Here is a 25,297-nt window from a genome sequence, read left to right as displayed (position 1 = left end):
GGGCTGCCGTCGACGGGCGGGACGTGGGGAGCGGTTCACCGGCGCAGGCTGGCAGGGCCGCCGTCGAGTGCGGGTGACGGAACCCGCCCGTTCAGGAAACGACGACCGCCGCCGGCCACCGGCCCCTCAGTAGCGCCAGTCGAGCCTGCGGTAGAACTTGGCCATCACCCAGGCCGGGCCGATCAGCAGGTAGGTCAGGTCGGTCAGGAAGCTGGGCTTGCGGCCCTCGAACTTGTGGCCGATGAACTGCGCGATCCAGGCCACCACGAACACGCCCACCGCCAGCCAGAACAGGTTGTGCAGGCCGATCTCGGCCTCCAGCAGGCGGCACAGGCAGCCGAACACGAAGAACTGGATGAGCATGCCGATGCCCAGCGGGCGCGACAGCTTGTTGTAGAAGCACCAGGCGCTGAACATCGCGAACGCCGACCAGATGCCGTACTGGAACCAGGTAATCAGTGGCGGCAGGCACCACAGCAGGGCCACTACCGACCAGAGGATGGCCGGCACCGCCACCACATGGATGCGCTGGTTGATCACATTGCGGTGGTCGTCGGAGTAGCTGGCGAAGTAGCGGTCGATCGGCCGCGCAAGCTGGGTGGTGGTCTGCATGCGGCCAGCATACTCCCGCCGGGGCCGGGCGGTGAGGGGAGGCGGCAGGGCAGGGCTGGCCGTGTAGAGCCGGCGGGGTAGAGTCGACTGTTAGTCGACTATCGCGCGCAGCGCGGGGGTTTTCGCCGTCGGAACGAAGAGCAGTCGACTAACAGTCGACTCTACCCAGTCGACCGCATCCCGGCCGAAGCGTCCCGTCGGCGGTTGCCGCCTTCAGAGCGCCCCCAGCCAGGCCGGCCGGGGGCGCAGGGGGATCAGTCGACGCTGATCCCGGCCAGGCGCTGCAGCGCCTCGGCGTACTTGGCGCGGGTGCGCTCGATGATCCCGGCCGGGATGCTCGGGCCCGGGGCGGTCTTGCCCCAGTCCAGCGTCTCCAGGTAATCGCGCACGAACTGCTTGTCGTAGCTCGGCGGGCTGGTGCCCACTTCGTACTCGTCGGCCGGCCAGTAACGCGAGGAATCCGGGGTCAGCATCTCGTCCATGATGTACAGGCGGCCATCGGCATCGGTGCCGAATTCGAACTTGGTGTCGGCCAGGATGATGCCGCGCTCGCGGGCGTAATCGGCGGCGAACTTGTAGATGCGCAGGGTGGCATCACGCACGCGCTCGGCCAGGTCCGCACCCACCTGTTTCACCATCGCATCGAAATCGATGTTCTCGTCATGGTCGCCGACGGCGGCCTTGGTCGAGGGGGTGAAGATCGGCTCGGGCAGCTGCTCGGCCTGGCGCAGGCCGTCGGGCAGGTCGATGCCGCTGACCTTGCCGGTGCGCTGGTAGTCCTTCCAGCCGCTGCCGATCAGGTAGCCGCGGGCGATGGCTTCCACCGGCACCGGCTTCAGCTTGCGGGTGACCACCGCGCGCTTGGCATACAGGGCCGGGTCCACGCCCTCGGGCAGCACGCTGGCCACCTCGATGCCGGTCAGGTGGTTGGGCATCAGGTGCGCGGTCTTGGCGAACCAGAAGTTGGAGACCTGGCAGAGCATCTCGCCCTTGCCCGGGATCGGGTCGGGCAGCACCACGTCGAACGCCGACAGGCGATCGGTGGCCACCATCAGCAGGTACTCGCCCGGCGGGGTTCCGGCTGGCAGCCGCTCGCGCGGGATATCGAACACATCACGCACCTTGCCGCGATGGCGCAAGGGCAGGCCGGGGAGATCGGATTGCAACAGCGTGGTTGGCACGGGCACTCCTGGGGCGTTGTCGATACGGCTGCTGCCCAACGGACCCGGCGGGCCCGCTGACCAGCGGGCGGCCTAGTGTAAAGCGGTCCGGGCCCGCTGTGACGTAAAATGAGCGTCCATTTCGTCGGTCGACCCCGGAGCGCCATGCGCTGGTACGGAAAACTGCTCGGATTCATCGCCGGCGCCCTGCTGTTCCGGCCCAATCCGCTGTTTGGCGCGGTGGTCGGGCTGTTGATCGGCCACGCCTTCGATTCGGACTGGTTCCGCCTGAACAAGGAGAACCCGTACCGGGAGCTGGGGCTGACCTCGGAGGCCACCGATGCCGAGGTCGAGCGCGCCTATCGCAAGCTGATCTCCCAGTACCACCCCGACAAGCTTGGCGGCGCCGCCCCCGAGCTGCAGCAGCAGGCCGAGCAGAAGTCGCGGCGGATCAATGCCGCGTACGACCGCATCAAGACCCTGCGCAAGCGCTGACCCTCTTTCCCCTCGTTGCAAGGCCCGGCCATGTCCAACTGCCTCATTGCCCCGTCCATCCTGTCCGCCAACTTCGCTCGCCTCGGCGAGGAAGTCGACAACGTCCTCGCCGCCGGCGCCGACTGGGTCCACTTCGACGTGATGGACAACCACTACGTGCCGAACCTGACCATCGGCCCGATGGTCTGCCAGGCCCTGCGCAAGCACGGCGTGACCGCGCCGATCGACGTGCACCTGATGGTCGAGCCGGTGGACCGCATCATTCCGGATTTCGCCGAGGCCGGTGCCACCTACATCAGCTTCCACCCGGAGGCCAGCCGCCACGTGCATCGCACCATCCAGCTCATCCGCTCGCTGGGCTGCAAGCCGGGCATCGTGCTCAATCCGGCCACGCCGGTGGACATCCTCGACTGGGTGCTGGATGACCTGGACCTGGTGCTGCTGATGTCGGTCAACCCGGGCTTCGGCGGCCAGGCCTTCATCCCCTCGGCGCTGGACAAGCTGCGCGTGGTGCGCAAGATGATCGATGCCAGTGGCAAGGACATCCGCCTGGAGATCGACGGCGGCGTGAAGGCCGACAACATCGGCGAGATCGCCGCCGCCGGCGCCGACACCTTCGTCGCCGGTTCGGCCATCTTCAATGCCAAGACCAGTTACCAGGATGTGATCGCGCAGATGCGCGCGAATGTCGCTGCAGCGCGCTGACAAAAAGGTGACGGAGGGGATTAAGCTCGCTTAATTCCCTCCGTCCCCTTTTTCCGCTCATGGCACTGTTGAACATCCGCCCGGCCACCGTGGCCGATGCCGGCCTGATCCTGCATTTCATCCGCGAACTGGCGATCTACGAGAAGGCCGAGCATTCGGTGCAGACCGATGAGATCGGCATCGCCGAGAGCCTGTTCGGTGCCGACGCTACGGCACGCGCGCTGATCTGCGAAGCCGACGGCGAAGCGATCGGCTACGCGGTGTATTTCTACAACTACTCCACCTGGCTGGGCCGCAAGGGCATCTACTTGGAAGACCTGTACGTCAGCCAGGAAAAGCGCGGCGCAGGCGCGGGCAAGGCGCTGCTGAAGTACATCGCGCGCCAGGCCGTGTCCGAAGGCTGCGGTCGCTTCGAATGGTCGGTGTTGGACTGGAATACCCCGGCCATCGAGTTCTACACCGCTGCCGGTGCGAAACCGCAGGACGAGTGGACCGTGTACCGGCTGCAGGGCCAGGCGCTGCACGATTTCGCCAACGGTTGAGGCTCGTGGGGGCAAACCCCAGTTGGGTGGGCGCGGACCCCAGTTGGGTGGGTGCGAACCGCAACCCGGTGGGTGCGAACCTTGGTTCGCACTCCCTGTGAACTCCAAAAAAAAAGACCACGCCAATCACTGGCGTGGCCCTGCTGCATGCGTGGGAGGCTGATCCTGCCTCCATCCATCGTCCCTGCTATGGCCTTCCATTCTCCGGTAGCTGAATGACATCTGCGTGACATTCACTGGGGACAAACAGCGCATTGCTAGCCTGTGCCACCCCCGCACCGGAAGCACTGCATGACCATCCCGCGCTGGCGCCTGATCCTCAACGGAAAATCCGCGGGCAACGAAGAGCTGCGCGACGCCGTCGGCCATTGGCGCGGGCAGGGCGTGCAGCTGGACGTGCGGGTGACCTGGGAAGAGGGGGATGCCGAACGCTACGTGGCCGAAGCGATCGACCACGGCGTGGACGTGATCGTTGCCGCCGGTGGCGACGGTACGCTCAGCGCGGTGGCGGAAACGCTGGCGCATCGTGAGGAACCTGCCGATGCGCTGCCCTCGCTGGCGCTGATCCCGATGGGGACGGCCAACGATTTCGCCACCTCGGCCGGCATCCCGACCGAACCGAAGGACGCCTTCGCGCTGATCGGGCAGGCGCGGCCGCACGCCATCGATCTGCTGCGCGTGGACGCTGATGGCACGCCCTGGTGGTGCGCCAATCTCGCCAGCGGGGGCTTCGGTACGCAGGTCACCGTGGAAACCGATGCTGGCCTGAAGAAGATGCTGGGTGGGCTGGCCTATGTGATCACCGGCATCGCCAAGCTCGGGCGGATCGAGCCGATCAGTGCACGCCTGTCGGGCCCCGATTTCGCCTGGGAAGGCGATTTCATCGCACTGGGCATCGGCAACGGTCGCCAGGCCGGTGGCGGCCAGCAGCTGTGCCCGCAGGCACTGATCGACGACGGGTTGCTGGATGTGACGGTACTGCCGGAGCTGGAAGGCGAGGTGACCGCCACGCTGGGCCAGATGCTGAAGTCGGGCACCCAGGCCGCGCTGGAACAGCTGGCCACGCGCGCGCGGCTGCCGTGGCTGCAGATCGCATCCGAGCGTCCGCTGACGCTCAACCTGGACGGTGAACCGGTGCAGGCCCGCCAGCTCCGCGTCGAGTGCGTGCCGGGCAGGGTGCGGATGCACCTGCCGGCCGGTTGCCCGTTGCTGGCCGGGCAGCGCTAGAGCCGGCGGGTAGAATCGACTGTTAGTCGACTTGCGCGCGCAACGCGGGTTCTTACGCCGTCGGAACGGAGAGCAGTCGACTGACAGTCGGCTCTACCGGTCGCCGTTGCTGGTCCCCGTGGCCGGCCCCGGGCGTCGCGCGGTTCAGTTTCACAGGGTTCCCCTCCCGCCTTTGCTGCGATACAGTCACCGGGTGTCCAGCCTGACGACCCCGCATACCCTTTCTTCCGCACGCCGTTGGTGGCGATGGTGGCCCGTTGCCGTCGTCCGCCCCCATAACGCTGTGTCCCGGAAGGAAAGTCGTCTTGAACTCGCACGCTCAGTTTCAGCTGCAGGCCGCTGAAGGCCACACCCACATCCCCGTTGTCCGCGAAGTGCTGTCCGACCTGGACACGCCGCTTTCGGTTTATCTGAAGCTCGCCGACGGCCCCAATACCTACCTGTTTGAATCCGTCGAAGGCGGCGAGCGCTTTGGTCGTTACTCGATCATCGGCCTGCCGGCGCGCCGCGTGTACGCCTTCCACGGCCACACGCTGACCGTGCGCGAGGACGGCCAGGTGGTGGAAACCCGCGAAGTGGCCGACCCGTTCGCCGAGGTCGAGGCGCTGCGCAGCGCCCACTCGGTGCCCAAGCTGGACGGCCTGCCGGGCTTCACCGGTGGCCTGGTCGGCTGGTTCGGCTTCGAGTGCATCGGCTACATCGAACCGCGCCTGGCACCGCCGGCCGGCCGCGATGAACTGGGTACCCCGGACATCCTGCTGCTCGATTCCAACGAGCTGGCGGTGTTCGACAACCTCAAGGGCCGCCTGTACCTGATCGTGCATGCCGACCCGCGTGTCGACGGCGCCTTCGAGCAGGCCCAGGCCCGTTTGGATGCACTGACCGCCAAGCTGCGCGCGCCGGGCGCGGGCTATCCGGCGCCGCTCAACAGCGACGTGCTGGACGAATCCGATTTCGTCTCCGGGTTCACCCGCGAAGGCTTCGTTGATGCGGTCCAGCGCAGCAAGGAATACATCCGCGCCGGTGACATCTTCCAGGTGGTGCTCAGCCAGCGCCTGAGCGTGCCGTTCAAGGCGCGTCCGGTGGATGTGTACCGCGCGCTGCGTGCACTGAATCCTTCGCCGTACATGTATTTCCTCGATGTCGGCGACCTGCAGGTGGTCGGTTCCTCGCCGGAAATCCTGGTACGCCTGCAGGACGGCGAAGTCACCGTGCGTCCGATCGCCGGTACCCGTCCGCGCGGCGCCACCGTCGAGCAGGACCTGGCGCTGGAAGCCGAGCTGCTGGCCGATCCGAAGGAGCGCGCCGAGCACCTGATGCTGATCGACCTCGGCCGCAACGACGCCGGCCGCGTCTCCAAGGCCGGTACCGTGGAAGTGGGCGAGCAGTTCGTGATCGAGCGTTACAGCCACGTCATGCACATCGTCAGCGAAGTGACCGGGCAGCTGCAGCCGGGCCTGAGCTATGCCGACGTGCTGCGCGCCACCTTCCCGGCCGGTACGGTCAGCGGCGCGCCGAAGATCCGTGCGCTGGAAGTGATCCGCGAGCTGGAACCGATCAAGCGCAATGTCTACGCCGGCAGCATCGGCTACATCGGCTGGCACGGTGATGCCGATACCGCGATTGCAATCCGCACCGCGGTGATCAAGGACGGCCGCCTGTACGTGCAGGCCGGCGCCGGCATCGTCTACGACTCGGACCCGGACAAGGAATGGGACGAGACGATGAACAAGGGCCGCGCGCTGTTCCGCGCCGTCGCCCAGGCTGCCAAGGGCCTGTAAGCCTTCCCGTGCCATGGCCTGCGCCGCGGCACCTTCCGCTGTTCCCATTCAGGACAAGGAGTACCGCATGAAGCTGCTGAGCGCATTGCTGTGGTCGTCACTGCTGGCCACGATGGCCCCGTCTGCGTGGGCGCAGGCCAACACCATTCCCTCGCAGCCGCACCTGCTGGTGAAGGGCGAGGCGCGCCGCGTGGTGATGCCGGACCGGTTCGGCCTGCAGCTGAACATCGAAGAGACCGACATGGATGCCGATGCCGCGCGGCGCCGCGTGCAGGACAACGTCGCCCGCGTGCTGGCGCTGTTCAAGCAGTACAAGGCGGAGGAAGGCAGCGTGCGTGCGGACAACCTGCGCATTGGTCCTGCGACGCGCTATGAGCAGAGCCGGCAGGTTTTCATCGGTACCCGCGTGTCGCGCCAGCTGCGCGCCAGCTTCGCCAGCGTGAAGGCGATGCAGGATGTGCTGGGTGCGCTGAAGGCCAACGAGAACGTGCAGGTCAGCAGCGTGGCTCCAACCTATTCGGGCGAAGTGGCGCTGCGGCGCGAACTCAAGGGCGAGGCGGCGGCACAGACGCGCGAATCCGCGCAGGGCCTGGCCAAGGCTTACGGCACGAAGCTGCGTGGCCTGTACAGCATCTCCGATGTGGCGCCGAACTTTGCCTATGGCGTGCAGGCGGGGAATTGGCCTCGCGTCGACGACACGTTCGCGCCGCCCGCGCCGCCCGCGCCGCAGAACAGCATCGAGGCTACCGGTTCGAACATACGCGAGTCGATCGAAGCCGGCCCCATCACCTACACCGAAAACGTGTACGCCATTTTCCTGATAAGCGACGGAACCTGACCATGTTGTGGATGATCGACAACTACGACAGCTTCACCTACAACCTCGTGCAGTACCTGCAGACGCTTGGCGCCGAGGTGAAGGTGGTGCGCAACGATGCGATGAGCGTGGATGAGATTGCCGCGCAGAAGCCCGAGCGCATCGTCATCTCGCCCGGCCCGTGCACGCCCAACGAAGCGGGCGTGTCGCTGGAACTGATCCAGCGACTGGGCCCGAGCACGCCGATCCTCGGTGTGTGCCTGGGCCACCAGGGCATCGGCCAGGTCTACGGCGGCACGGTCATCCGCGCCGGCAACATCATGCACGGCAAGACCTCGCCGATCCGCCACGAGGGCAAGGGCGTGTTCGCCGGCCTGCCGGACCGCTACCAGGCCACCCGCTACCACTCGCTGGTGGTGGACAAGAACCGCCTGCCGGACTGCCTGGAAGTGACCGCCTGGACCGAGAACGAGGACGGCTCGATCGAAGAGATCATGGGCCTGCGCCACCGCCAGTTCCCGGTGGAAGGCGTGCAGTTCCACCCCGAATCCATCCTCACCGAACACGGCCACGCCCTGCTGCGCAATTTCCTGCAGCGCCCGGCGGCCTGATCCAAGGAGCATTCCCATGAGCTTCTCCCCCCAGGAAGCCCTGCAGCGCACCATCGAACATCGCGAAATCTTCTTCGACGAAATGGTCGACCTGATGCGGCAGATCATGCGCGGCGACGTCTCGCCAATGATGACTGCCGCCATCCTCACCGGCCTGCGGGTGAAGAAGGAAACCATCGACGAGATCGCCGCAGCGGCCACCGTGATGCGCGAGTTCGCGCTGGCGGTACCGGTGGCCGATCCCACCCACCTGGTCGATATCGTCGGCACCGGTGGCGATGGCTCGCACACCTTCAACATCTCCACCTGCGCGATGTTCGTCGCCGCCGCCGCCGGTGCGCGCGTGGCCAAGCACGGCAACCGCAGCGTGTCGTCCAAATCCGGCAGCGCCGATGCGGTGGAAGCGCTGGGCGCGGCCATCGAACTGCAGCCGGCCCAGGTGGCCGCTGCGATCGAACAGACCGGCATCGGCTTCATGTTCGCGCCGATCCATCATCCGTCGATGAAGGTGGTCGCGCCGGTACGCCGCGAGATGGGCGTGCGCACCATCTTCAACATCCTCGGCCCGCTGACCAACCCGGCCAGCGCACCGTCGGTGCTGATGGGCGTGTTCCATCCCGATCTGGTCGGCATCCAGGCGCGCGTGCTGCGCGAGCTGGGCACCGAGCGCGCGATGGTGGTCTGGGGCCGCGACAACATGGACGAGATCTCGCTGGGTGCCGGCACCCTGGTCGGCGAGCTGCGCGACGGCAAGGTGCGTGAGTACGAGATCCACCCGGAGGACTTTGGCATTGCCATGTCGGCCAGCCGCAACCTGCGCGTGGACAGCCCGGAGCAGTCCATCGCGATGCTGCGCGCGGTACTGGACAACACCCCGGGCCCGGCGCTGGACATCGTCGCCCTGAACGCCGGTGCCGCCCTGTACGTGGCCGGCGTGGCCAGCGACATCGGCGACGGCCTGGCCCGCGCCCGTGCCGCCATCGCCAATGGCAGCGCCCGCCAGCGCCTGCAGCAGTACGTTGACACCACCCGCGCGCTGGTTGCCTGAGCGCGCGGTTCAGCCTGATCCCCTCGATGGCCGATAATGGCCGTCCTCACCGCCCCCGCATTGAACCGACGACGATGAGCGACATCCTGCAGACGATCCTGGCCCGCAAGGCCGAAGAAGTGGCCCAGCGCCGCGCCCAGCGCCCCCTCGAGGAGCTGCAGGCCGCCCTGGCCAGCGCCCCGCCGGTACGTGGCTTCGTGCGCGCGCTGCAGGCCGCGGTGGCCAATGGCGACCCCGCGGTGATCGCCGAGGTGAAGAAGGCCAGCCCGTCCAAGGGCGTGATCCGCCCGGACTTCCGCCCGGCCGACATCGCCGTCAGTTACGAGTTCGGCGGTGCCAGCTGCCTGTCGGTGCTGACCGACGTCGATTTCTTCCAGGGCGCCGACGCCTACCTGCAGCAGGCCCGCGAGGCCTGCACGCTGCCGGTGCTGCGCAAGGACTTCGTGATCGACGCCTACCAGGTGTACGAGGCACGCGTGCTGGGCGCCGACTGCATCCTGCTGATCGTTGCCGCGCTGGACGACACCCAGCTGGCCACCCTGTCCGAACTGGCGCTGTCGCTGGGCATGGACGTGCTGGTGGAAGTGCACGACATCGACGAACTGGAGCGCGCGCTGCAGGTGCCGGCGCCGATGATCGGCATCAACAACCGCAACCTGCGCACCTTCGAGGTCTCGCTGCAGACCACGCTGGACATGCAGAACGCCGTGCCGCGCGACCGCCTGCTGGTGACCGAGAGCGGCATCCTCGGCCCGCAGGACGTGGCGCTGATGCGTGACGCCGGCATCCACGCGTTCCTGGTCGGCGAGGCCTTCATGCGCGTGGAAGAGCCGGGCGAGGGCCTGCGTCAGCTATTCTTCGCGGCATGACAACGCACTATCCAACGCCGCGCGGGGATGCGCCGCTGGTGGTCTTCGACTTCGACCACACCCTCTACGACGGCGATTCGGGCACCCACCTGTTCGCCTCGCTGATCAAGCGCAATCCGCTGCGCATGCTGGCCGCGCTGCTGGTCACGCCGATCGCCGGGCCGATGGTGGCGATGCTGCCGACCCGTCGTGCCGGCATTTCGGTCTATGTGTGGATCGGCAGTTTCGGCCTGCACCGGGCGCGCGACTTCAACAAGGTGATTGACGCCTACGTGCTGCGCAATGAGGCGCAGATGCGCGCCAAGCTGTTGCCGCAGGCGCTGGAGGTATTCGCCGCGCACCGCGCCAAGGGCGACCGCGTGGTGGTTGCCACGGGTGCGCCACCCGAGCTGGCGCGCGCGATCCTGGCCTTTGTCGCCCACCAGGACGTGCCGGTGATCGGCACCGAGGTCGGCCCGCGACTGGGCGGGGTCGGCCCGACCCGGCACTGCCACAACGAAGAGAAGATGCGCATGCTGCGCGAGCGCGGCTACGGCGACATCGACATTGCCTATTCCGACAGTACTGCCGACCTGCCGCTGTTGCTGGCCGCCAGGGCGCCGGTGGTGGTGAACCCGAAGCCGGGCAAGGTGGACTTCTTCCGCCGCGTGCTGCCGGCCGGCACCCGCATCCTCAACTGGGGTTGCGTCGACCGCGGCGGCGACAAGGCGTAATGCGCGGTAGTGCCGGCCGCTGGCCGGCAACCTGGCACGCCCCTCCGCAGATCATGAGGTTGCCGGCCAGCGGCCGGCACTACCGAACGCCGTGCATGCATCGCAGGGCCATGCCCGGCGAGCGCTCAGCGCGCCAGGTACCCGCTCAGCGCGTGGCCGATCTGGAACAGGCTGATGCCCAGCACCAGCACGCCGACGGCCACCAGCACCCAGCGCTCCTTCAGGCGCTTGACCAGCAGTGCGGCCACCGGGGCGGCCATCATGCCGCCGATCAGCAGGCCGGCCACGATCTGCAGGTGATGCAGCCCCATCGACAGCAGGAACGTTGCTGAAACCGTCAGGGTGACCACGAACTCGGCGGCGTTTACGGTGCCGATGGTGGTGCGCGCCTGGCCGCCGCGGGCGAGCAGGGTGGAGGTGGCCACCGGCCCCCAGCCGCCACCGCCGCTGGCATCCAGGAAGCCGGCCACGAAGCCCAGCACGGGTACCCGCTTGACCTCGCCCTTGGGCATCAGGCGGCCGGCGGCACGGGCCAGGATGATGATGGCCAGCACCAGCAGGTAGAGATAGATGAGCGGGCGGATCACCTCGCCGGGCAGCTGGGTCAGGCCGTAGGCACCGACTGCGCCGCCTACCGCGCCGGGCAGGGCGAGGCGCAGGAACAAGCGTTTATCGACATTGCCGGCGACCAGATGCGACACGCCGGAGGCGCCAGTGGTGAACACCTCGGCGGTGTGGATGGCGGCGCTGGCCTGCGCGGGCGGGATGCCCATGGCCAGCATCACCGACGACGACACCAGGCCGAACGCCATGCCCAGCGCGCCGTCGACCAGCTGGGCGCCGAGGCCGATGAGGATGAACCACCAGAATGCGCTGCTCAGTTCCATGGAACGAGCCTAGCGCGCAAAGGAGTGCGGACCAAGGTCCGCACCCACCGTGTGCTCAACGGTCAACGGGTGCCGTACAGCACCACGGTCTTGCCGCGTGCGTGCAGCAGGCCGTCGGTCTGCAGCTTCTTCAGCACGCGGCCGGCCATTTCGCGCGAGCAGCCGACCAGGCGGGCCAGTTCCTGGCGCGAGACGCGCAACTGGCTGCCCTGCGGATGGCTCATCGCCTCCGGCTCCTGCGCCAGGTCGTGCAGGGTGCGCACGATCCGGTCGGTAACGTCCAGGAACGCCAGGCGGCTGGCCTTGCGGCTGGTGTCGAGCAGGCGCTTGGAGATCTGCTGGCCCAGCGCATACAGCAGGCGCGGGGCGTCGGCCGACAGCGGGCCGAGGAACAGCTGGTGCAGGCGTTCGTAGCTGATCTCGGCCAGTTCGCAGGCGGTACGGGTCCGCAGGATCACCTCGCGGCGGTCCGATTCGACGAACAGGCCCATCTCGCCCACGAACTCGCCGGCACCGAAGTAGCCCAGCACAAGCTCGCGATCGTCATCTTCCTCGGCCATGATCGAAACCGAGCCGCTGATGACGTAATACAGGGTTCCCGCCGGGTCACCGGGTCGGAAGACGTCGGTACGGGTGGGATATCGCCGCCTGTGGCTGTGCGCCAGGAAACGATCGATGGTGGCGATATCCAGGGCCAGTGGACTGCTAGCTAGGCGCACGGTTGACACGATAGGGGCGCTCCCTCTGCGCATGAACGGATTCACGGGGTCGATAGCGGAGCTTAACCAGCGCAATTGTTAAGGGCAAACAGTGTGCCAGAACTCTTGCGTCTTCACGTTCCCCCCGGGGGCAGTTTGCCCCATAATTCCCCCTTTCCCTTCTTACACAGGAATCGACCGCCGTGGTCAAGCCGTTGCCTCGCCTGAGGCTGCAGGGTTTCAACAACCTCACCAAGGCGCTGAGCTTCAACATCTATGACGTGTGTTACGCGCGCACCGAAGAGGAGCGTCAGCGTTACATTGAATACATCGATGAAGAGTACAACGCCGACAGGCTGACTCAAATCTTGACCGATGTCGCCGAGATCATCGGCGCCAACATCCTGAACGTGGCCCGCCAGGACTACGACCCGCAGGGTGCCTCGGTGACCATCCTGATCTCCGAAGAGCCGGTGATCGACAAGAAGCAGGCCGGCAAGGAGCTGATCTCCGACGCCGTGGTCGCGCACATGGACAAGAGCCACATCACCGTCCATACCTATCCGGAAACCCATCCGCAGGAAGGTATCGCGACGTTCCGCGCGGACATCGACGTGGCCACCTGTGGCGTCATTTCCCCGCTGAAGGCCCTGAACTACCTGATCGAAAGCCTTGAGTCGGACATCGTGATCATGGACTACCGCGTCCGTGGCTTCACCCGCGATGTGAAGGGTAAGAAGCACTACATCGACCACAAGATCAACTCGATCCAGAACTTCCTGGCCAAGAACATCAAGTCGCGCTACGAGATGTTCGACGTCAACGTCTACCAGGAAAACATCTTCCACACCAAGATGCACCTGAAGGACTTCGACCTGGACCAGTACCTGTTCGAGGAAAAGGCCAAGAACCTGTCGTTCAAGGAACGCATGAAGATCGAAGCGCTGCTCAAGCGCGAGATCGAAGAGCTGTTCCACGGCCGCAACCTGTCCGAGTAAGCCCCATGCGCGATGCCCGCAGGCATCGCCGCCCAGCCGGGACGACCCGCCCTGTGGAACCCCTGTACCGCGCAAGCGTCATGGCTCCACGGTGATGTACCGACCCACGGCCCGGTGTGAAAACACCGGGCCGTTTCGTTTTTTCAAAAAAGGTAAGGAGCCCCCACCCATGCCCTGGATCTACCTGCTGCTGGCCGGCCTGTTCGAGATCGGTTTCGCCCTTGGAATGAAGTACTCCGAAGGTTTCAGCAAACCCCTGCCCACCGCTGCCACGGTGGTGTCGGCGCTGATCAGCCTGTACCTGATGAGCCAGGCGATGAAGAGCATCCCGGTCGGCACGGCCTACGCGATCTGGACCGGTATCGGCGCCATGGGCGTGGCGGTGCTGGGCATCTACCTGTTCAACGACAGCGCATCGCCGGCCCGCCTGGCCTGCGTCGGCCTGATCGTGGCCGGGGTGATCGGCCTGAAGCTGGTCTCGCCCAACTGAAAGGCGGCCCGACCAACGGTCGGGCCCCACCATCGGGCCCCACCGTGCCATTGGGTAGGCCCCCACCGTTGGTGGGGGTGCCCCGTTCAAATGCGGTACGCGATGGTCTTCATCACCCTGGAGGCCAGCGCCATTGCCCCCGGAATCGGGAACGGCAGGCGGCGGGCGCCGGCCTGTTCGGCGTGTTCCGCATGGCGGGCCTCGTCGTCCTTCATCACCTGGATGACCGCGCGGCTGCGCAGGTCACCGGCGGGTAGATCGACCAGGTGCTCGTCCAGATGGGCCTCCACCTGGCGCTCGGTTTCGACCACGAAGCCCAGGTTCCAGCCGTCGCCGCGCAGCCCGGCCAGGGTGCCGATGGTGTAGCTGCCGGCGTACCACAGCGGGTTGAACAGGCTGGGACGGCTGTCCAGCTCGCCCAGCCGGGTGGCGCACCAGGCCAGGTGGTCGGTCTCTTCCTGGGCGGCTTCCAGCAGGTGTTCACGCGTGGCCGGGTCGCGGGCCACCGCCGCCTGGCCGAAATACAGGCCCTGCGCGCAGACCTCGCCGACGTGGTTGATCCGCATCAGGCCCGCCGCGTGGCGGCGCTCGGTGCTGTCCATGCCCGGCTCGTCGGTATCCGCGGCCGGGTAGGGGCGGGCCGCCGGCGGGTTGCCGAACACCGTGTCCAGGGCGCGCTGTGCCTCGGTCAGCAGGTGGTCCAGCGGGGTGGTCTGGCGGAGTGCGGTCATGGCGGTACGGGTGGGGCGGGGAGGGCCCGATTCTCGCCCGGCCCTGCCGCCCTGCCAACCCGGGGGGCAGGGGCGACTTGCGCCCGGCGGCCAGGGTGCGTACAATCCCGCCTCTTACGCTTCACCTTTTCACAACGCGTGGCAGAGTTCCGGCGAGCCTTTCGCCGCAATGAGCCCGACCTAACCTAGAGTTCTTCATGAGCACTTTCACTGCCAAGAACGAGACCGTCCAGCGCGACTGGTACCTCGTCGACGCCGAGGGCAAGACCCTGGGCCGTCTCGCCACCGAGCTGGCCCGCCGTCTGCGTGGCAAGCACAAGCCGGTCTACACCCCGCACGTTGATACCGGCGACTACCTGGTCGTCATCAATGCAGAAAAGATTGCCGTCACCGGCAAGAAGCTGCAGGACAAGATGTATCACCGTTTCACCGGTTACATCGGCAACCTGAAGACCGAATCCCTGGCCCAGGCGCTGGAGCGCCACCCGGAGCGCGTGATCGAGATCGCCGTGAAGGGCATGCTGCCGAAGGGCCCGCTGGGTCGCCAGATGTACCGCAAGCTCAAGGTCTACGCCGGCACTGAGCATCCGCACGCCGCACAGCAGCCGCAGGTTCTGGATATCTAATCATGGCTATCACTCAAAACTACGGCACTGGCCGCCGCAAGTCCTCCACCGCTCGCGTGTTCCTGCGCAAGGGTTCGGGCAACATCACCGTCAATGGCCGTCCGCTGGACGAGTTCTTCGGTCGTGAGACCGCGCGCATGATCGTGCGCCAGCCGCTCGAGCTGACCAAGAACACCGAAAGCTTCGACATCCTGGTCACCGCCGCTGGCGGCGGCACCACCGGCCAGGCCGGTGCGATCCGTCTGGGCATCGCCCGTGCTCTGGTCGAGTACGACGAAACCCTGAAGTCCGAGCTGCGCAAGGCCGGCTTCATGACCCGTGACGCCCGTGAAGTCGAGCGTAAGAAGGTCGGTCTGCACAAGGCCCGCCGCGCCACCCAGTTCTCCAAGCGCTGATTTACCGCGCCTGGTTGGGCTCCCTCGGGAGCCCGCTGGTTGGAAAGCAAAAGCCCGGCTTCGGCCGGGCTTTTGTCGTTCTGGGGTCATGCATTTCCAGGTTGCCGGCCAGCGGCCGGCACTACCCGTGGTTTCGAAGGATCCGACCCCGGATCTCTCTCTGGAGGAGGGCCCCCTTGTTGTTCAAGGGCGCGCGCCGACAGGCGCGGGGATAAGGTGGGATGCGTGACCAAACAAAAAAGAAAAAAGCCTGATCTTTCGATCAGGCTTTTTTCTTTTTTGTTTGGCTGCCCCGGATGGATTCGAACCACCGAATGCCTGAGTCAGAGTCAGGTGCCTTACCGCTTGGCGACGGGGCAAAACGTGCAACTATTTTCTCACTTTTCACACTGGAAAACAACTTGATTTTCAGTGTGGTGGCTATGGGTGGACTCGAACCACCGACCCCAGCATTATGAGTGCTGTGCTCTAACCGGCTGAGCTACATAGCCTTGGTGAGCCCGCTATTCTGCGGATGTGTATCGCCCCTGTCAACACTTTTGTATCGTGCTTGTGGGGCGGCAGAGGGCATGGGATAGTCCCGACCAGTAGATTTTTTAGGAGTCCGCATCGTGATCGATCCGGACGGCTATCGACCGAACGTCGGCATCGTGCTGATGCGGCAGGATGGTCAGGTGTTCTGGGCACGACGTGTGCGCCGGGACGGCTGGCAGTTCCCGCAGGGTGGCATGAATACCGACGAGACGCCTGTCGAGGCCATGTATCGTGAACTGCAGGAAGAGACCGGCCTGCTGCCTGAGCATGTGGAAGTGCTCGGGGCGACACCCGGCTGGCTGCGCTACAAGCTGCCGGCGCGGGCCATCCGCCGCAACGAGCGGCAGGTCTGCATCGGCCAGAAGCAGGTCTGGTTCCTGCTGCGCCTGACCGGCGACGAATCCCATGTGAAGCTGGACCACACCGACTCGCCCGAGTTCGACCATTGGCGCTGGGTGGACTTCTGGTACCCGGTGGAGCATGTGGTGATGTTCAAGCGCGGCGTCTATGCGCGTGCCCTGCGACACCTGGCGCCGTTGGCGCGCGGCGTGGCCGGGCAGGGCGTCACCGCCATGCCCAAGAGCGCCGCCGAGGCCTGGATGCCAGGCCATACGGCCGGGCACGAGCGACCCCGCAAGCGCCCGCGGACCCGGGGCTATTGGCCGAAGAAGGCACAGGGCGACGGCCCGGCCAGCTGACGGGCTGAACGGTATCGAGAATGGTTCAGGTCTCTGATTGACAACCATTCTCGTTTCCATTGGAATAGCCAACAGGCCGCTTCTGGCCTGTCAGCCCGGTTCCCGCCTGTGTACGTCTGCATCTGCAACGGAGTCACCGACCACCAGATCCGCGAAGCCGCCGGCAATGGCGTCAGCACGGTGGCCGAACTGACCATGCGTACCGGCTGTGGTGCCACCTGCGGTTCCTGCCTGGACATGGCCGGCGAGCTGCTGGCCAAGGCACGTGCCACCCACGATCTGCCGCTGCCGGTGTTGGGCCTGGCCCAGGTCGCCTGACCGTTTCTTTCGCGGTGCGTTGACGCCGCGCTTTCGCTTCCTTCACCGCTGGCCGCACAGGCCAATGCGCACGATTCGCGTTCCTTCACGAGGCTGCGCAAGGCGCTAAAGTGCCTGCGTTTTCAGCGTGCAGGAGCATCCCCATGAAGGGCGACACCAAGGTCATCGAATTCCTCAACAAGGTCCTCTACAACGAGCTGACCGCGATCAACCAGTACTTCCTGCACGCCAAGATGCTGAAGAACTGGGGCATCAAGGAACTGGCCGAACACGAGTACAAGGAATCGATCGACGAGATGAAGCATGCCGACATGCTCGCCGACCGCATCCTGTTCCTCGAAGGCCTGCCGAATTTCCAGGCGCTGGGCAAGCTGCGCATCGGCGAGAACCCGACCGAGATCCTGCAGTGCGACCTGTCGCTGGAGCGCGACGGCGTGGTCACCCTGCGCGAGGCCGTGGCCTATTCCGATTCGGTTGGCGACTACGTCAGCCGCCAGCTGTTCGTGAAGATCCTCGACTCGGAAGAAGAGCACATCGACTGGCTGGAAACACAGCTGGACCTGATCGAGCGCATCGGCGAGCCGAAGTACCTGCTGAGCAAGCTGGAAGAGTGACGTAGCGTCGAGCTTGCTCGACGCTAGCGATGCTGTGCCAGGTAACCCGTCAGCGCGACGCGCGCGCGGGCGAATTCGGCCACCAGCAGCGCCACTGCCACGGCAGGGCGCTGCAGGCTGTCACTGCGGGCTTCATGCTCGATCCGCTGCGCCACCGCAGACAGCGACAACGCGCCGACATTCGCGCTTGATGACTTGAGGCTGTGCGCGATCGCCTGCAGGCGCGTCGCGTCGCCGTTCTGTGCGGCCTGCTGCAGTTGCTGCACCATTGCCGGAGCATCGTCCAGGAACACCGAGACGATCTGGATGGCGCTCTCGCCGATCACCGCGTGCAGTTCGTCCAGCACATCGCGATCCAGCACCGGTTGCGGCGCCGCCTGGCTCTTCGTACCTGGCAGGGCCGCGCCATGCTCGGCAGTCAGGACCGGGCCGGTGGCGGGCGCATCGCCGCCGAGCGGGTTCGACGCTGCCGCATTGCCCGATCGCTGTCCCCAGCGCTTCAACAGCGCATGCAGCGTGGCGCGTGCGATCGGCTTGGACAGGTAATCGTCCATGCCGGCCTGCAGGCAACGTTCGCGGTCACCGGCCATCGCATTGGCCGTCATCGCGATGATTGGCAGTCGCTGCCGCCCGGATGCCGTTTCCTCGGCGCGCCAATGACGGGTGGCGGCGTAGCCATCCAGCACCGGCATCTGGCAGTCCATCAACACCACGTCCATGCCGCCTTCGCGCAGGGTGAGCAATGCCTGCTCGCCATCGGCGGCATTGCGCACCTCGCACTGGAACACGCGCAGCAGCTGCTCGGCCACCATCCGGTTGACCGTGTTGTCTTCCACCAGCAGCACGCGTAGATGCAACGGCGGCAACGTCGGCGCGGGCAATCCGTCCTCAGCATTGGCCAGCAATGCGGCGGGCCGCGCGTGCGCGGCCGGCACCGCCAGCAGCACATGCAGGGCGGCATCATCGAAACGTGCGGGCAGCCGTTGCTGCCGCGGGCGCGCCGCAACGGCGTCGTCCTGCAGCCACAGCACCTGCAGCATGTCTTCCTCACCCCGTTCGGCCAGGGCCTGCTGCAGCGTGGCTTCACCCGCGCGGCGTGCATGCGCGTCGACCAGCAGCCAGGCCGGCGCCGGCTGCCCGGGGCGTGGCGGCGCGCGCAGGCGCTCGACCACCGCACCGGGCTGTGCCAGCACCTGCACCTGCAGCCCATGGTGGGCAGCGATGCGTTCGACGCGCGCCTGCAGGATCGCATCGGCGCTGCACAGCAGCAGTGCAGCGGGCGGACGTGCCATGGCCGGCAGGTCGCCGGGCACCTTCAGCAGCGGAATCTCGAACCAGAACGTGGCGCCCTGGCCGGGCGTGGACTGCACGCCGATGCGGCCCTGCATGAGGTCGATGATGCGCTTGCAGATGGCCAGGCCCAGGCCGGTACCCCCGTAGATGCGGGTGGTGGAGGCGTCGGCCTGGCTGAAGGACTGGAACAACCGCGCCTGCAGCACCTCGTCGATGCCGATGCCGGTGTCGATGATCTCGAAGCGCAGCTGGTGCTGCGCTGCGCCTTCGCCCAACCGCTGTACCCGCAGCAGCACCTGGCCGCGTGCCGTGAACTTGATCGCGTTGGCCAGCAGGTTGCTCAACACCTGGCGCAGGCGTACCGGGTCGCCGCGTACCGGCAGGCGCACCGCTGGGTCCAGCTGCAACGCCAGCGACAGGCCCTTGGCGTCGGCGGCGCGCTGCATCAGCTGCACCACGCCATCGAGCAGGTCACGCAGGTTGAAGCTGGTGATCTCCAGTTCCAGCGCCTGTGCTTCCAGCCGTGAATAGTCGAGGATGTCGTCGACGATGCGCAGCAGCTGCTGCGAACTGGCCGAGGCGGTGGCCAGCATCTGTCGCTGGTCCTCGCCCAGGGGGCCGCGCGCGATCAGCTCCAGCATCGGCAGGATGCCGTTGAGCGGGGTGCGGATCTCATGGCTCATCGTGGCCAGGAACTCGCCCTTGGCCAGCACCGCGGCCTCGGCGGCCTGCTTGGCCTGCAGCAGCTGCTGCTCCAGCTGCCCCTGGCGTTCGGTGGTGCGGCGCAGCTGGTCGCGTTCGGCGGCCAGTACGCTGCGTTCGCGCTGCAGCTGGGCCAACGCAAGGTTGCGCGCGCGCAGGCGCAGGCCAAACAGCAGCAGCGCGATGGCGGCCACGGCGAGGGCAACCAGCAGCACGCCCCACAGCGGCACGTCAGAGCACCGCGTTGTGGAAGTCGAAGTTCAGGTCGCTGCCGGCCGACTGCACCATGTTGCCCTGGATGTAGTCGACGCCGCCCACCCACATCGCGGCCGCCGCCTGCGGATCTTCGATCTGCTGGCCGATGATCTGCAGCCCGGCTGCATGGGCCTGCTCGATCGCCCTGCGCAGTTCCTCGCGGGTGGCAGGGTTGGCGTGGCTGCTGGAGAAGCGTGCTGCCATGCGCACGAACGACAGCGGGAGGTGGGTCAGCAACGCATCGGCTTCTCCACCCGGTTCGAACTGGCTGAGGCAGAAGCGCACGCCGGCACCGGCCATGCGCTGGCAGAACTGCAGCAGCGGCACGGTGTGGATCAGTGCGTCGGGCAGGCGCACATCGATGACCAGCGCGCTGCCGGGCAGGTCGCGCTGGTGCAGCGACTCCAGCAGCCAGTCGGCGAAGGCATCGCGCTGCAGGGTACGCAGCGACTGCGAGACGAACAGGTTCAGCGGCTGGGTCGCGTGCCGGTACAGGTCCAGCAGGCCCAGCGCATGGTCCATCACCTGCTGGTCGAGGTCGGCGATGCGCCCGGCGGCTTCCGCGGCAGGAATCACCTGGCCGGCCGCCAGCACCGTGCCATCGGCCTGGCGCAGGCGCAGCAGCAGCTGGTACTGCGCGGTGTTGCCGCCGGCGACGGCGACGATCGGCTGATAGGCCAGCTCCAGCTGGCCTTCCAGCAACGCCAGATGCTCCTGTTCGCTGATCGCCTCGCGGTGCACGTGGCCGGCCACGCCGGCGCTCAGCAGGCGCGCCTGCAGGGTGGTGCGTTCGACGGCTTCCAGGGCACTGTTGGCATCGTCGAATCCGGAAGACAGCGGGGCATAGCCGACCACGCCGCGCAGATGCACGGATTCGTCGTCGCGGATCACGAACGCGCGCGCCGACAGCTGTTCACGCAGGGCCGCGGCGATGCCTTCCAGGCTGTCCTCATCGGCGGTGCGCGCCAGCAGCAGGAAGCTGTTGTCGTTCAGGCGTGCCAGCAGGTGCGGGTGGCACGCCTCGGCCAGGCGCTGGCCGGCCTGCACCATCAGGCGTTCGAAGGCGGCATACCCATAGCGCTCGCGCAGGCCCAGCGCGCTGGAGACTTCGACGAACAACACGCCACCCGGGTCGCGGTGGGCAAGCGCGGCGTTGAGCTGCTGCAATACGTGGTGGCGTGTCGGCAGGCCGGTTTCCGGATTGCTGGTGGCCGGCGCACCGGAGGCGCCTGGCAGGGTCGCGGCCTGCGCACGCGCGCGCCGGATGCGGTTGGCCACGGCGGCGATCAGGTGGCGCGGGCGGATCGGCTTGCTCAGGTAGTCATCGGCGCCACTGTCGAGCACTTCGAACTGGCGCTCCGGGTCCGGGTCGCCGCTGAGGAATACGATCGGCAGCAGCTGCAGGCCGGGTTGCTGGCGGATCAGCGCGGTCAGGCGCATGCCGTCCAGCCCGGGCAGGTGCAGATCCATCAGGATCAGGTCCGGGCGGTGGTCCTTGATCGCCTGCAGCGCGCCGTCGGCATCGCTGTGCACGATCGCCTGCATGCCGGCACCGTGCAGCACGCTCTGCGCGAACAGGGCCTGGGCGCGATCGTCCTCGACGATCAGCACGCGATAGGGCGAATCGGATGCCGGCGGCGCCTGGTCGTTGTTGCCGGCTTCTGCCAGCGCTGAAGGGCCGGGAAGCGGTGGCGGCGCGCTGTTGATCGACGGTGCATCGGCCGTGCCACCCTGTGCCGTGACCGCTGCCGGTGCGGCGGGAGCGTGGGTGACCGCCTCGACGGCCCAGCGTTGCCAATGATCGGCCGGAGGGGTTTCAGCGCGTCCCGGGCGGGCGCCCGCGGGGGATTCGATTGCGGCCATCGGTGCTCCTGGTGTTCGCCTTCATTATGCGGCAAGCCCGGCGATCAACCGGTGCCGGGCTGCCGCGGGCTGTCCGTCGCCGCGCCGCGTGCCAGCCAACGCACGCCTTTCCACAAGGTGCGCCAGACCAGCCAGACCAGCAGCGCGCCAGCGAGGCTGCAGGCCAGCACCACCACCAGCGCGATCCAGGGGTGCGCCAGGGCCAGCGCCAGGCCGCCGATCACCACGGTGTCCTCGGCGGCCGACGCCACCCAGTTGCTGGCCGGTTCCGGTGAGGTATTGAGCAGGGCGCGGGTGCCGGCCTTCAGGCCATGGCTGGCCAGCGCGACACCGGCACCGGCGGCGAGTGCGCCGGTCCCCAGCTGGCCGTCCGGCGACAACGTGGCGGCGGCAAGGAAGGCACCGGCGGGCACGCGTGCCAGGGTCTGCACCAGATCCCACGCCGAGTCCACGCCGGGGATCTTGTCGGCGAAGAATTCGGTCACTGCCAGCGCCGCCGAGGTGCCCAGCACCCACCACGATTCGGTGGCCTGCAGCGCCGGTGGCAGGTCGACCCAGCCGAGCAGGCCGGCCACGCCGACGCCGAACACGGTGAGGTAGACGCGGATGCCGGCCAGCCAGGCCAGCAGGATGCCGATCACGAACAGGTGGGCTTCGGTCATGGCGATGCTCCGGCGACGGAACTGTGCGGGGGGCCTCACTATCGACGATGGCGTGCCTGAACGCCACAGACCGCGGCCGGCCACTGCGCAGGAAACCCACCCGTCCTGTCATACACTAGCCCGTCGTTTGCCACAGGGGCCGTACCGGTGTCGCCCTCGCGATGCCCCGGAATCCACCCATGAACAACCGTCCTCCCATGCGCGTGCAGGTGCGCCTGCCCGGCGCGCCGCAACCGCCGGTCGATCGTCGCCGCCTTCTGGTGATCGGCGGCATCTGGCTGCTCAGCCTGGTGCTGGCGGTGCTTGGTGGCTGCTGGATGGCGACCCCGCGCGATGCGCAGGGCCAACGCCTGCAGGCCGCCGAGAAGCACGCCGAGACGCTTCTGGCGCAGCTGACCGAGCTGCGCCAGAAGCAGGCCACCCTGGAAGCCTCCGACCGCATCAGCCGCGCCGCCAACACCGAGGTGCAATCCTCGCTGGCCGAGCGCGATGAGGAGATCGCCGGCCTGCGCGCCGACGTCGCCTTCTATGAGCGCCTGGTCGGTTCAACCAGCCAGCGCAAGGGCCTGAACACCCATTCGATCGAGTTCAGCCCGGAAGCGGCCGGCACCTGGCAGTACACCGCCGTGCTGACCCAGAACCTCAACCGCGGTGCCATCAGCCAGGGGCAGATGCGTTTCACCGTGGAAGGCGTGAAGAACGGCAAGCTGGCCACGATCAGCTGGGATGATCTGCACCAGCGCAGCAAGGTACCGGGACAGGATTACTCGTTCCGGTACTTCCAGCAGATCACCGGCAGCGTGATGCTGCCGGCTGACTTCACCCCGCAACGCGTGCGGGTGACATTGGGGAGTGGTACGGGGGGTACCACCCAGGTATTCGACTGGAAACAGGCCGGCGCGCCGGCCAGCAAAGGGGAGTAGGCAGATGTTCGGAAACAGCAAATCCAACCGTGATGGCCAGCTGGTGGTGGATGCCCTGATCGGCAACCAGGTGGTGATCCGCGGTGATGTGGAATTCAGTGGTGGCCTGTACGTGGAAGGCCGCATCCACGGCAAGGTGATTGCCGCCGAAGGCGCCAGTGGTGCCACCTTGACGGTCGCCGAGCATGGCGTGATCGAGGGTGAGATCCGTGCCCAGGTGGTGGTCATCAGCGGCCGCCTGGACGGCGACGTGCACGCCACCGAGAAGGTCGAACTGACCCCGAGCGCGCGGGTCAACGGCAATGTCCATTACCAGGTGGTGGAGATGAATGCGGGCGCCCAGCTGAACGGCCGCCTGATCCATGCCAGCGCCCCGATGGCGGCCCTGCCGGCCCCGGAGGTCGACGACGCCGATGCCGGCAAGGGCGACACCGCCGCGCGCCGCAAGCTGGCCGAGGCGATGGCTTGAAAGCCCTCCTCGGCACCCCCATGCTGACGGCATGAGCACGCTAGTCTCCCTGCCCGGCGCCACCCCGGCCGCCGCGCCCGATTACCAGTCGCTGGAGCGACCGCTGAACTTCACCGAGTCGGCGGCCGCCAAGGTCAGATCCCTGATCCAGGAAGAGGGCAACCCCGACCTGGCCCTGCGCGTGTACATCGAAGGTGGCGGCTGTTCGGGCTTCCAGTATGGCTTCGAGTTCGACGAGAACCGTGCCGAGGACGATCTGGCGGTACAGACCAGCGGCGTGACGCTGCTGGTCGATCCGCTGAGCCTGCAGTACCTGATGGGTGCCGAGGTGGACTACACCGAAAGCCTGACCGGTGCCCAGTTCGTGATCCGCAATCCGAACGCGAAGACCACCTGCGGCTGCGGCAGCAGTTTCAGCATGTAGTAGATTCACGCCATGCGTGGATGCGCGGGGCCCGTCCCCTGCGCGACAAGGTGTGTGGAGCAGGCTCCACACCCACCGCTGGTTTCCGCAAAGCCTGCGGCTTGCCACCTGCATCGATTGGCGGCACGCTTGCCGGATGCCCAATACTTCTTCGCCGCTTTCCGGTTTCGCCTTCGTGGGCGAACCGCTGGAGCGCGCCGATGCCCTGCGCGACGATGCCGATGCACTGGCGCGCCTGTGGCCGGGCGCGCGCATCCTCGTGCTTGATCAGGACGGCAGCGCCTTCACCGGCGATGACGATCAGCCACTGGCTCTGACCGGCGCCGACATCGGCGGTGGCCCCGGTGCCGCGATCTTCCTCGGCCTGCGTGGCGAGCAGGCGTGGTTTTCAGTTGAAGCCGGCAGCGTGACCATTACCGCACCACGCCGCCTCGACCTGCGCCAGGCCGCGCTGCTGTGGTCGATGGCCGATGCGACCGCCTTCAGCTATGCCCGCGGCATGTCCTACTGGCACTCGCGTACCCGCTTCTGCGGCGTGTGCGGCGGTGCCGTGGCGTTCGCCCGTGGCGGCTTCGTCGGCCGCTGCGCGCAGTGCTCCACCGAGCATTACCCGCGGGTGGATCCGGCGGTGATCGTGGCGGTGGAGAACCAGGGCCGGCTGCTGCTGGGCCGGCAGTCGAACTGGGCGCCGCGCCGCTACTCGGTGCTGGCCGGCTTCGTCGAGCCCGGCGAGACCTTCGAGCAGACCGTGGTGCGCGAGGTGCACGAGGAGAGCAAGGTGCGGGTGAACGCCTGCCAGTACCTCGGCTCGCAGCCCTGGCCGTTCCCGGGGGCGCTGATGATCGGTTTCCGTGCACAGGCGCAGGATGATCTGCCGACCGTGGACGGTGAACTGGAAGATGCGCGCTGGTTCAGTGCCGACGAGGTGGGCGCGGCGCTGGCACGTGATGTCGAGGACGATGGCCAGGGCATCCGCGTGTCGCCGCCGATCTCGATTTCGCGCGGCCTGATCGAGCACTGGTACCGCCAGCAGAAGGGTTGAAGCGGGTCGGGCGCGGCGGCTGTATTGCCGCCACCTGAACACGGCCCGGGTTAGAGTCCGGTTCACCGCTGAGGGCGCCGCTGCGACAGGTAAGG

The 25,297-nt window shown here is 67.0% G+C and carries 29 protein-coding genes and 2 tRNA genes; 21 read left to right on the top strand and 10 right to left on the bottom strand.

What is annotated here, in order from left to right:
* Positions 1-126 precede the first annotated feature (126 nt).
* Both VN11_RS20005 and VN11_RS20000 read right to left on the bottom strand, forming a co-directional pair.
* Positions 127-612, bottom strand: a complete 486-nt coding sequence (locus tag VN11_RS20005) for a DUF962 domain-containing protein (RefSeq protein WP_053450999.1) — start codon at positions 610-612, stop codon at positions 127-129.
* A gap of 254 nt (positions 613-866) precedes the next feature.
* A complete protein-coding gene (locus VN11_RS20000; protein ID WP_053450998.1) occupies positions 867-1,793 on the bottom strand; it encodes a phosphoribosylaminoimidazolesuccinocarboxamide synthase in 927 nt (308 codons plus the stop codon).
* Between the two features lie 144 nt (positions 1,794-1,937).
* Between VN11_RS20000 and VN11_RS19995 the strand changes: the two genes are divergently transcribed.
* The 10 genes from VN11_RS19995 to VN11_RS19950 all read left to right on the top strand — a co-directional run bounded on the left by VN11_RS19995 (position 1,938) and on the right by VN11_RS19950 (position 10,580).
* Positions 1,938-2,267 (top strand): J domain-containing protein, encoded by a 330-nt coding sequence (locus tag VN11_RS19995; protein ID WP_005411327.1) that lies wholly within the window; start codon positions 1,938-1,940, stop codon positions 2,265-2,267.
* A gap of 30 nt (positions 2,268-2,297) precedes the next feature.
* Positions 2,298-2,972: a ribulose-phosphate 3-epimerase gene (gene rpe / locus VN11_RS19990; RefSeq protein WP_032127160.1), complete on the top strand. Its 675-nt coding sequence runs from the start codon at positions 2,298-2,300 to the stop codon at positions 2,970-2,972.
* A 59-nt stretch (positions 2,973-3,031) separates the two neighbouring features.
* A complete protein-coding gene (locus tag VN11_RS19985; RefSeq protein ID WP_053450997.1) occupies positions 3,032-3,514 on the top strand; it encodes a GNAT family N-acetyltransferase in 483 nt (160 codons plus the stop codon).
* Positions 3,515-3,805: 291 nt separating this feature from the next.
* Entirely contained in the window at positions 3,806-4,741 is a 936-nt protein-coding gene (gene yegS, locus VN11_RS19980) for a lipid kinase YegS (protein ID WP_053450996.1), read from the top strand.
* Positions 4,742-5,046: 305 nt separating this feature from the next.
* Positions 5,047-6,522 carry an anthranilate synthase component I gene (trpE, locus tag VN11_RS19975; RefSeq protein WP_008267401.1) on the top strand — a complete coding sequence of 492 codons (1,476 nt, stop codon included), beginning with the start codon at positions 5,047-5,049 and terminating at the stop codon, positions 6,520-6,522.
* Between the two features lie 67 nt (positions 6,523-6,589).
* Complete coding sequence (locus tag VN11_RS19970; protein WP_053450995.1) at positions 6,590-7,360, top strand: SIMPL domain-containing protein; 771 nt, start codon at positions 6,590-6,592, stop codon at positions 7,358-7,360.
* Between the two features lie 2 nt (positions 7,361-7,362).
* The gene (locus VN11_RS19965; protein WP_053450994.1) at positions 7,363-7,950 is read left to right on the top strand and encodes an anthranilate synthase component II; all 588 of its coding nucleotides are present in this window, start codon (positions 7,363-7,365) and stop codon (positions 7,948-7,950) included.
* A 16-nt stretch (positions 7,951-7,966) separates the two neighbouring features.
* A complete protein-coding gene (gene trpD, locus VN11_RS19960) occupies positions 7,967-8,998 on the top strand; it encodes an anthranilate phosphoribosyltransferase (RefSeq protein WP_006474036.1) in 1,032 nt (343 codons plus the stop codon).
* Between the two features lie 74 nt (positions 8,999-9,072).
* Complete coding sequence (trpC, locus tag VN11_RS19955) at positions 9,073-9,867, top strand: indole-3-glycerol phosphate synthase TrpC (RefSeq protein ID WP_014038737.1); 795 nt, start codon at positions 9,073-9,075, stop codon at positions 9,865-9,867.
* Positions 9,864-10,580: a haloacid dehalogenase-like hydrolase gene (locus VN11_RS19950; RefSeq protein WP_053450993.1), complete on the top strand. Its 717-nt coding sequence runs from the start codon at positions 9,864-9,866 to the stop codon at positions 10,578-10,580. The genes trpC and VN11_RS19950 overlap by 4 nt, the downstream gene beginning before the upstream one ends.
* A 125-nt stretch (positions 10,581-10,705) precedes the next feature.
* Here the strand turns inward: VN11_RS19950 and VN11_RS19945 are convergent, their stop codons facing one another.
* Positions 10,706-11,467: a sulfite exporter TauE/SafE family protein gene (locus tag VN11_RS19945; protein ID WP_006473912.1), complete on the bottom strand. Its 762-nt coding sequence runs from the start codon at positions 11,465-11,467 to the stop codon at positions 10,706-10,708.
* 62 nt (positions 11,468-11,529) lie between these two features.
* Positions 11,530-12,219: a cAMP-activated global transcriptional regulator CRP gene (gene crp, locus VN11_RS19940; protein ID WP_010482649.1), complete on the bottom strand. Its 690-nt coding sequence runs from the start codon at positions 12,217-12,219 to the stop codon at positions 11,530-11,532.
* Between the two features lie 149 nt (positions 12,220-12,368).
* On the opposite strand from crp, the gene speD reads away from it, so the two are divergent.
* Together speD and VN11_RS19930 are read left to right on the top strand one after the other, a co-directional pair.
* The gene (gene speD, locus VN11_RS19935; RefSeq protein WP_006473908.1) at positions 12,369-13,163 is read left to right on the top strand and encodes an adenosylmethionine decarboxylase; all 795 of its coding nucleotides are present in this window, start codon (positions 12,369-12,371) and stop codon (positions 13,161-13,163) included.
* 169 nt (positions 13,164-13,332) lie between these two features.
* Positions 13,333-13,653 (top strand): DMT family transporter, encoded by a 321-nt coding sequence (locus tag VN11_RS19930; RefSeq protein WP_005411314.1) that lies wholly within the window; start codon positions 13,333-13,335, stop codon positions 13,651-13,653.
* Between the two features lie 86 nt (positions 13,654-13,739).
* On the opposite strand, the gene coq7 is transcribed toward VN11_RS19930, so the two are convergent.
* On the bottom strand, positions 13,740-14,384 hold the full coding sequence (gene coq7, locus VN11_RS19925; protein WP_053450992.1) for a 2-polyprenyl-3-methyl-6-methoxy-1,4-benzoquinone monooxygenase: 645 nt from the start codon (positions 14,382-14,384) through the stop codon (positions 13,740-13,742).
* Positions 14,385-14,581: 197 nt separating this feature from the next.
* Between coq7 and rplM the strand changes: the two genes are divergently transcribed.
* Positions 14,582-15,010, top strand: coding sequence for a 50S ribosomal protein L13 (gene rplM / locus VN11_RS19920; RefSeq protein WP_005414692.1), 429 nt, complete (start codon positions 14,582-14,584; stop codon positions 15,008-15,010).
* Between the two features lie 2 nt (positions 15,011-15,012).
* Positions 15,013-15,405, top strand: coding sequence for a 30S ribosomal protein S9 (rpsI, locus tag VN11_RS19915; protein ID WP_005411311.1), 393 nt, complete (start codon positions 15,013-15,015; stop codon positions 15,403-15,405).
* Positions 15,406-15,689: 284 nt separating this feature from the next.
* Here rpsI and VN11_RS19910 read toward each other — a convergent pair.
* Positions 15,690-15,764: transfer RNA gene (locus VN11_RS19910), tRNA-Gln, on the bottom strand.
* Between the two features lie 55 nt (positions 15,765-15,819).
* A tRNA-Met gene (locus VN11_RS19905) sits at positions 15,820-15,896 on the bottom strand.
* 120 nt (positions 15,897-16,016) lie between these two features.
* Between VN11_RS19905 and VN11_RS19900 the strand changes: the two genes are divergently transcribed.
* From VN11_RS19900 to bfr, 3 genes are all read left to right on the top strand, one after another.
* The gene (locus VN11_RS19900; protein WP_008265361.1) at positions 16,017-16,637 is read left to right on the top strand and encodes an RNA pyrophosphohydrolase; all 621 of its coding nucleotides are present in this window, start codon (positions 16,017-16,019) and stop codon (positions 16,635-16,637) included.
* A 108-nt stretch (positions 16,638-16,745) separates the two neighbouring features.
* Complete coding sequence (locus VN11_RS19895) at positions 16,746-16,955, top strand: (2Fe-2S)-binding protein (protein ID WP_006473776.1); 210 nt, start codon at positions 16,746-16,748, stop codon at positions 16,953-16,955.
* A gap of 143 nt (positions 16,956-17,098) precedes the next feature.
* Positions 17,099-17,569: a bacterioferritin gene (gene bfr / locus VN11_RS19890; RefSeq protein ID WP_005419804.1), complete on the top strand. Its 471-nt coding sequence runs from the start codon at positions 17,099-17,101 to the stop codon at positions 17,567-17,569.
* Positions 17,570-17,592: 23 nt separating this feature from the next.
* Here the strand turns inward: bfr and VN11_RS19885 are convergent, their stop codons facing one another.
* The 3 genes from VN11_RS19885 to VN11_RS19875 are packed head-to-tail and all read right to left on the bottom strand — an operon-like array spanning position 17,593 to position 22,344.
* Positions 17,593-19,794, bottom strand: a complete 2,202-nt coding sequence (locus VN11_RS19885; protein ID WP_053450991.1) for an ATP-binding protein — start codon at positions 19,792-19,794, stop codon at positions 17,593-17,595.
* Position 19,795: 1 nt separating this feature from the next.
* A complete protein-coding gene (locus VN11_RS19880; protein WP_053450990.1) occupies positions 19,796-21,682 on the bottom strand; it encodes an EAL domain-containing protein in 1,887 nt (628 codons plus the stop codon).
* A gap of 44 nt (positions 21,683-21,726) precedes the next feature.
* Positions 21,727-22,344 (bottom strand): DUF4126 domain-containing protein, encoded by a 618-nt coding sequence (locus VN11_RS19875; protein ID WP_053450989.1) that lies wholly within the window; start codon positions 22,342-22,344, stop codon positions 21,727-21,729.
* A gap of 179 nt (positions 22,345-22,523) precedes the next feature.
* Between VN11_RS19875 and VN11_RS19870 the strand changes: the two genes are divergently transcribed.
* The 4 genes from VN11_RS19870 (at position 22,524) to nudC (ending at position 25,202) form a co-directional block, all read left to right on the top strand.
* Positions 22,524-23,267: a DUF6776 family protein gene (locus tag VN11_RS19870; protein WP_053450988.1), complete on the top strand. Its 744-nt coding sequence runs from the start codon at positions 22,524-22,526 to the stop codon at positions 23,265-23,267.
* Between the two features lie 4 nt (positions 23,268-23,271).
* Entirely contained in the window at positions 23,272-23,736 is a 465-nt protein-coding gene (locus VN11_RS19865; protein ID WP_053450987.1) for a bactofilin family protein, read from the top strand.
* A gap of 31 nt (positions 23,737-23,767) precedes the next feature.
* Complete coding sequence (gene erpA / locus VN11_RS19860) at positions 23,768-24,160, top strand: iron-sulfur cluster insertion protein ErpA (RefSeq protein ID WP_049456218.1); 393 nt, start codon at positions 23,768-23,770, stop codon at positions 24,158-24,160.
* A gap of 136 nt (positions 24,161-24,296) precedes the next feature.
* Positions 24,297-25,202, top strand: coding sequence for an NAD(+) diphosphatase (gene nudC, locus VN11_RS19855; RefSeq protein WP_053450986.1), 906 nt, complete (start codon positions 24,297-24,299; stop codon positions 25,200-25,202).
* Positions 25,203-25,297: the final 95 nt, after the last annotated feature.

The organism is Stenotrophomonas maltophilia (assembly GCF_001274595.1).
GTDB lineage: Bacteria > Pseudomonadota > Gammaproteobacteria > Xanthomonadales > Xanthomonadaceae > Stenotrophomonas > Stenotrophomonas forensis.
This window is presented reverse-complemented; position numbering and strand designations above follow the sequence as displayed.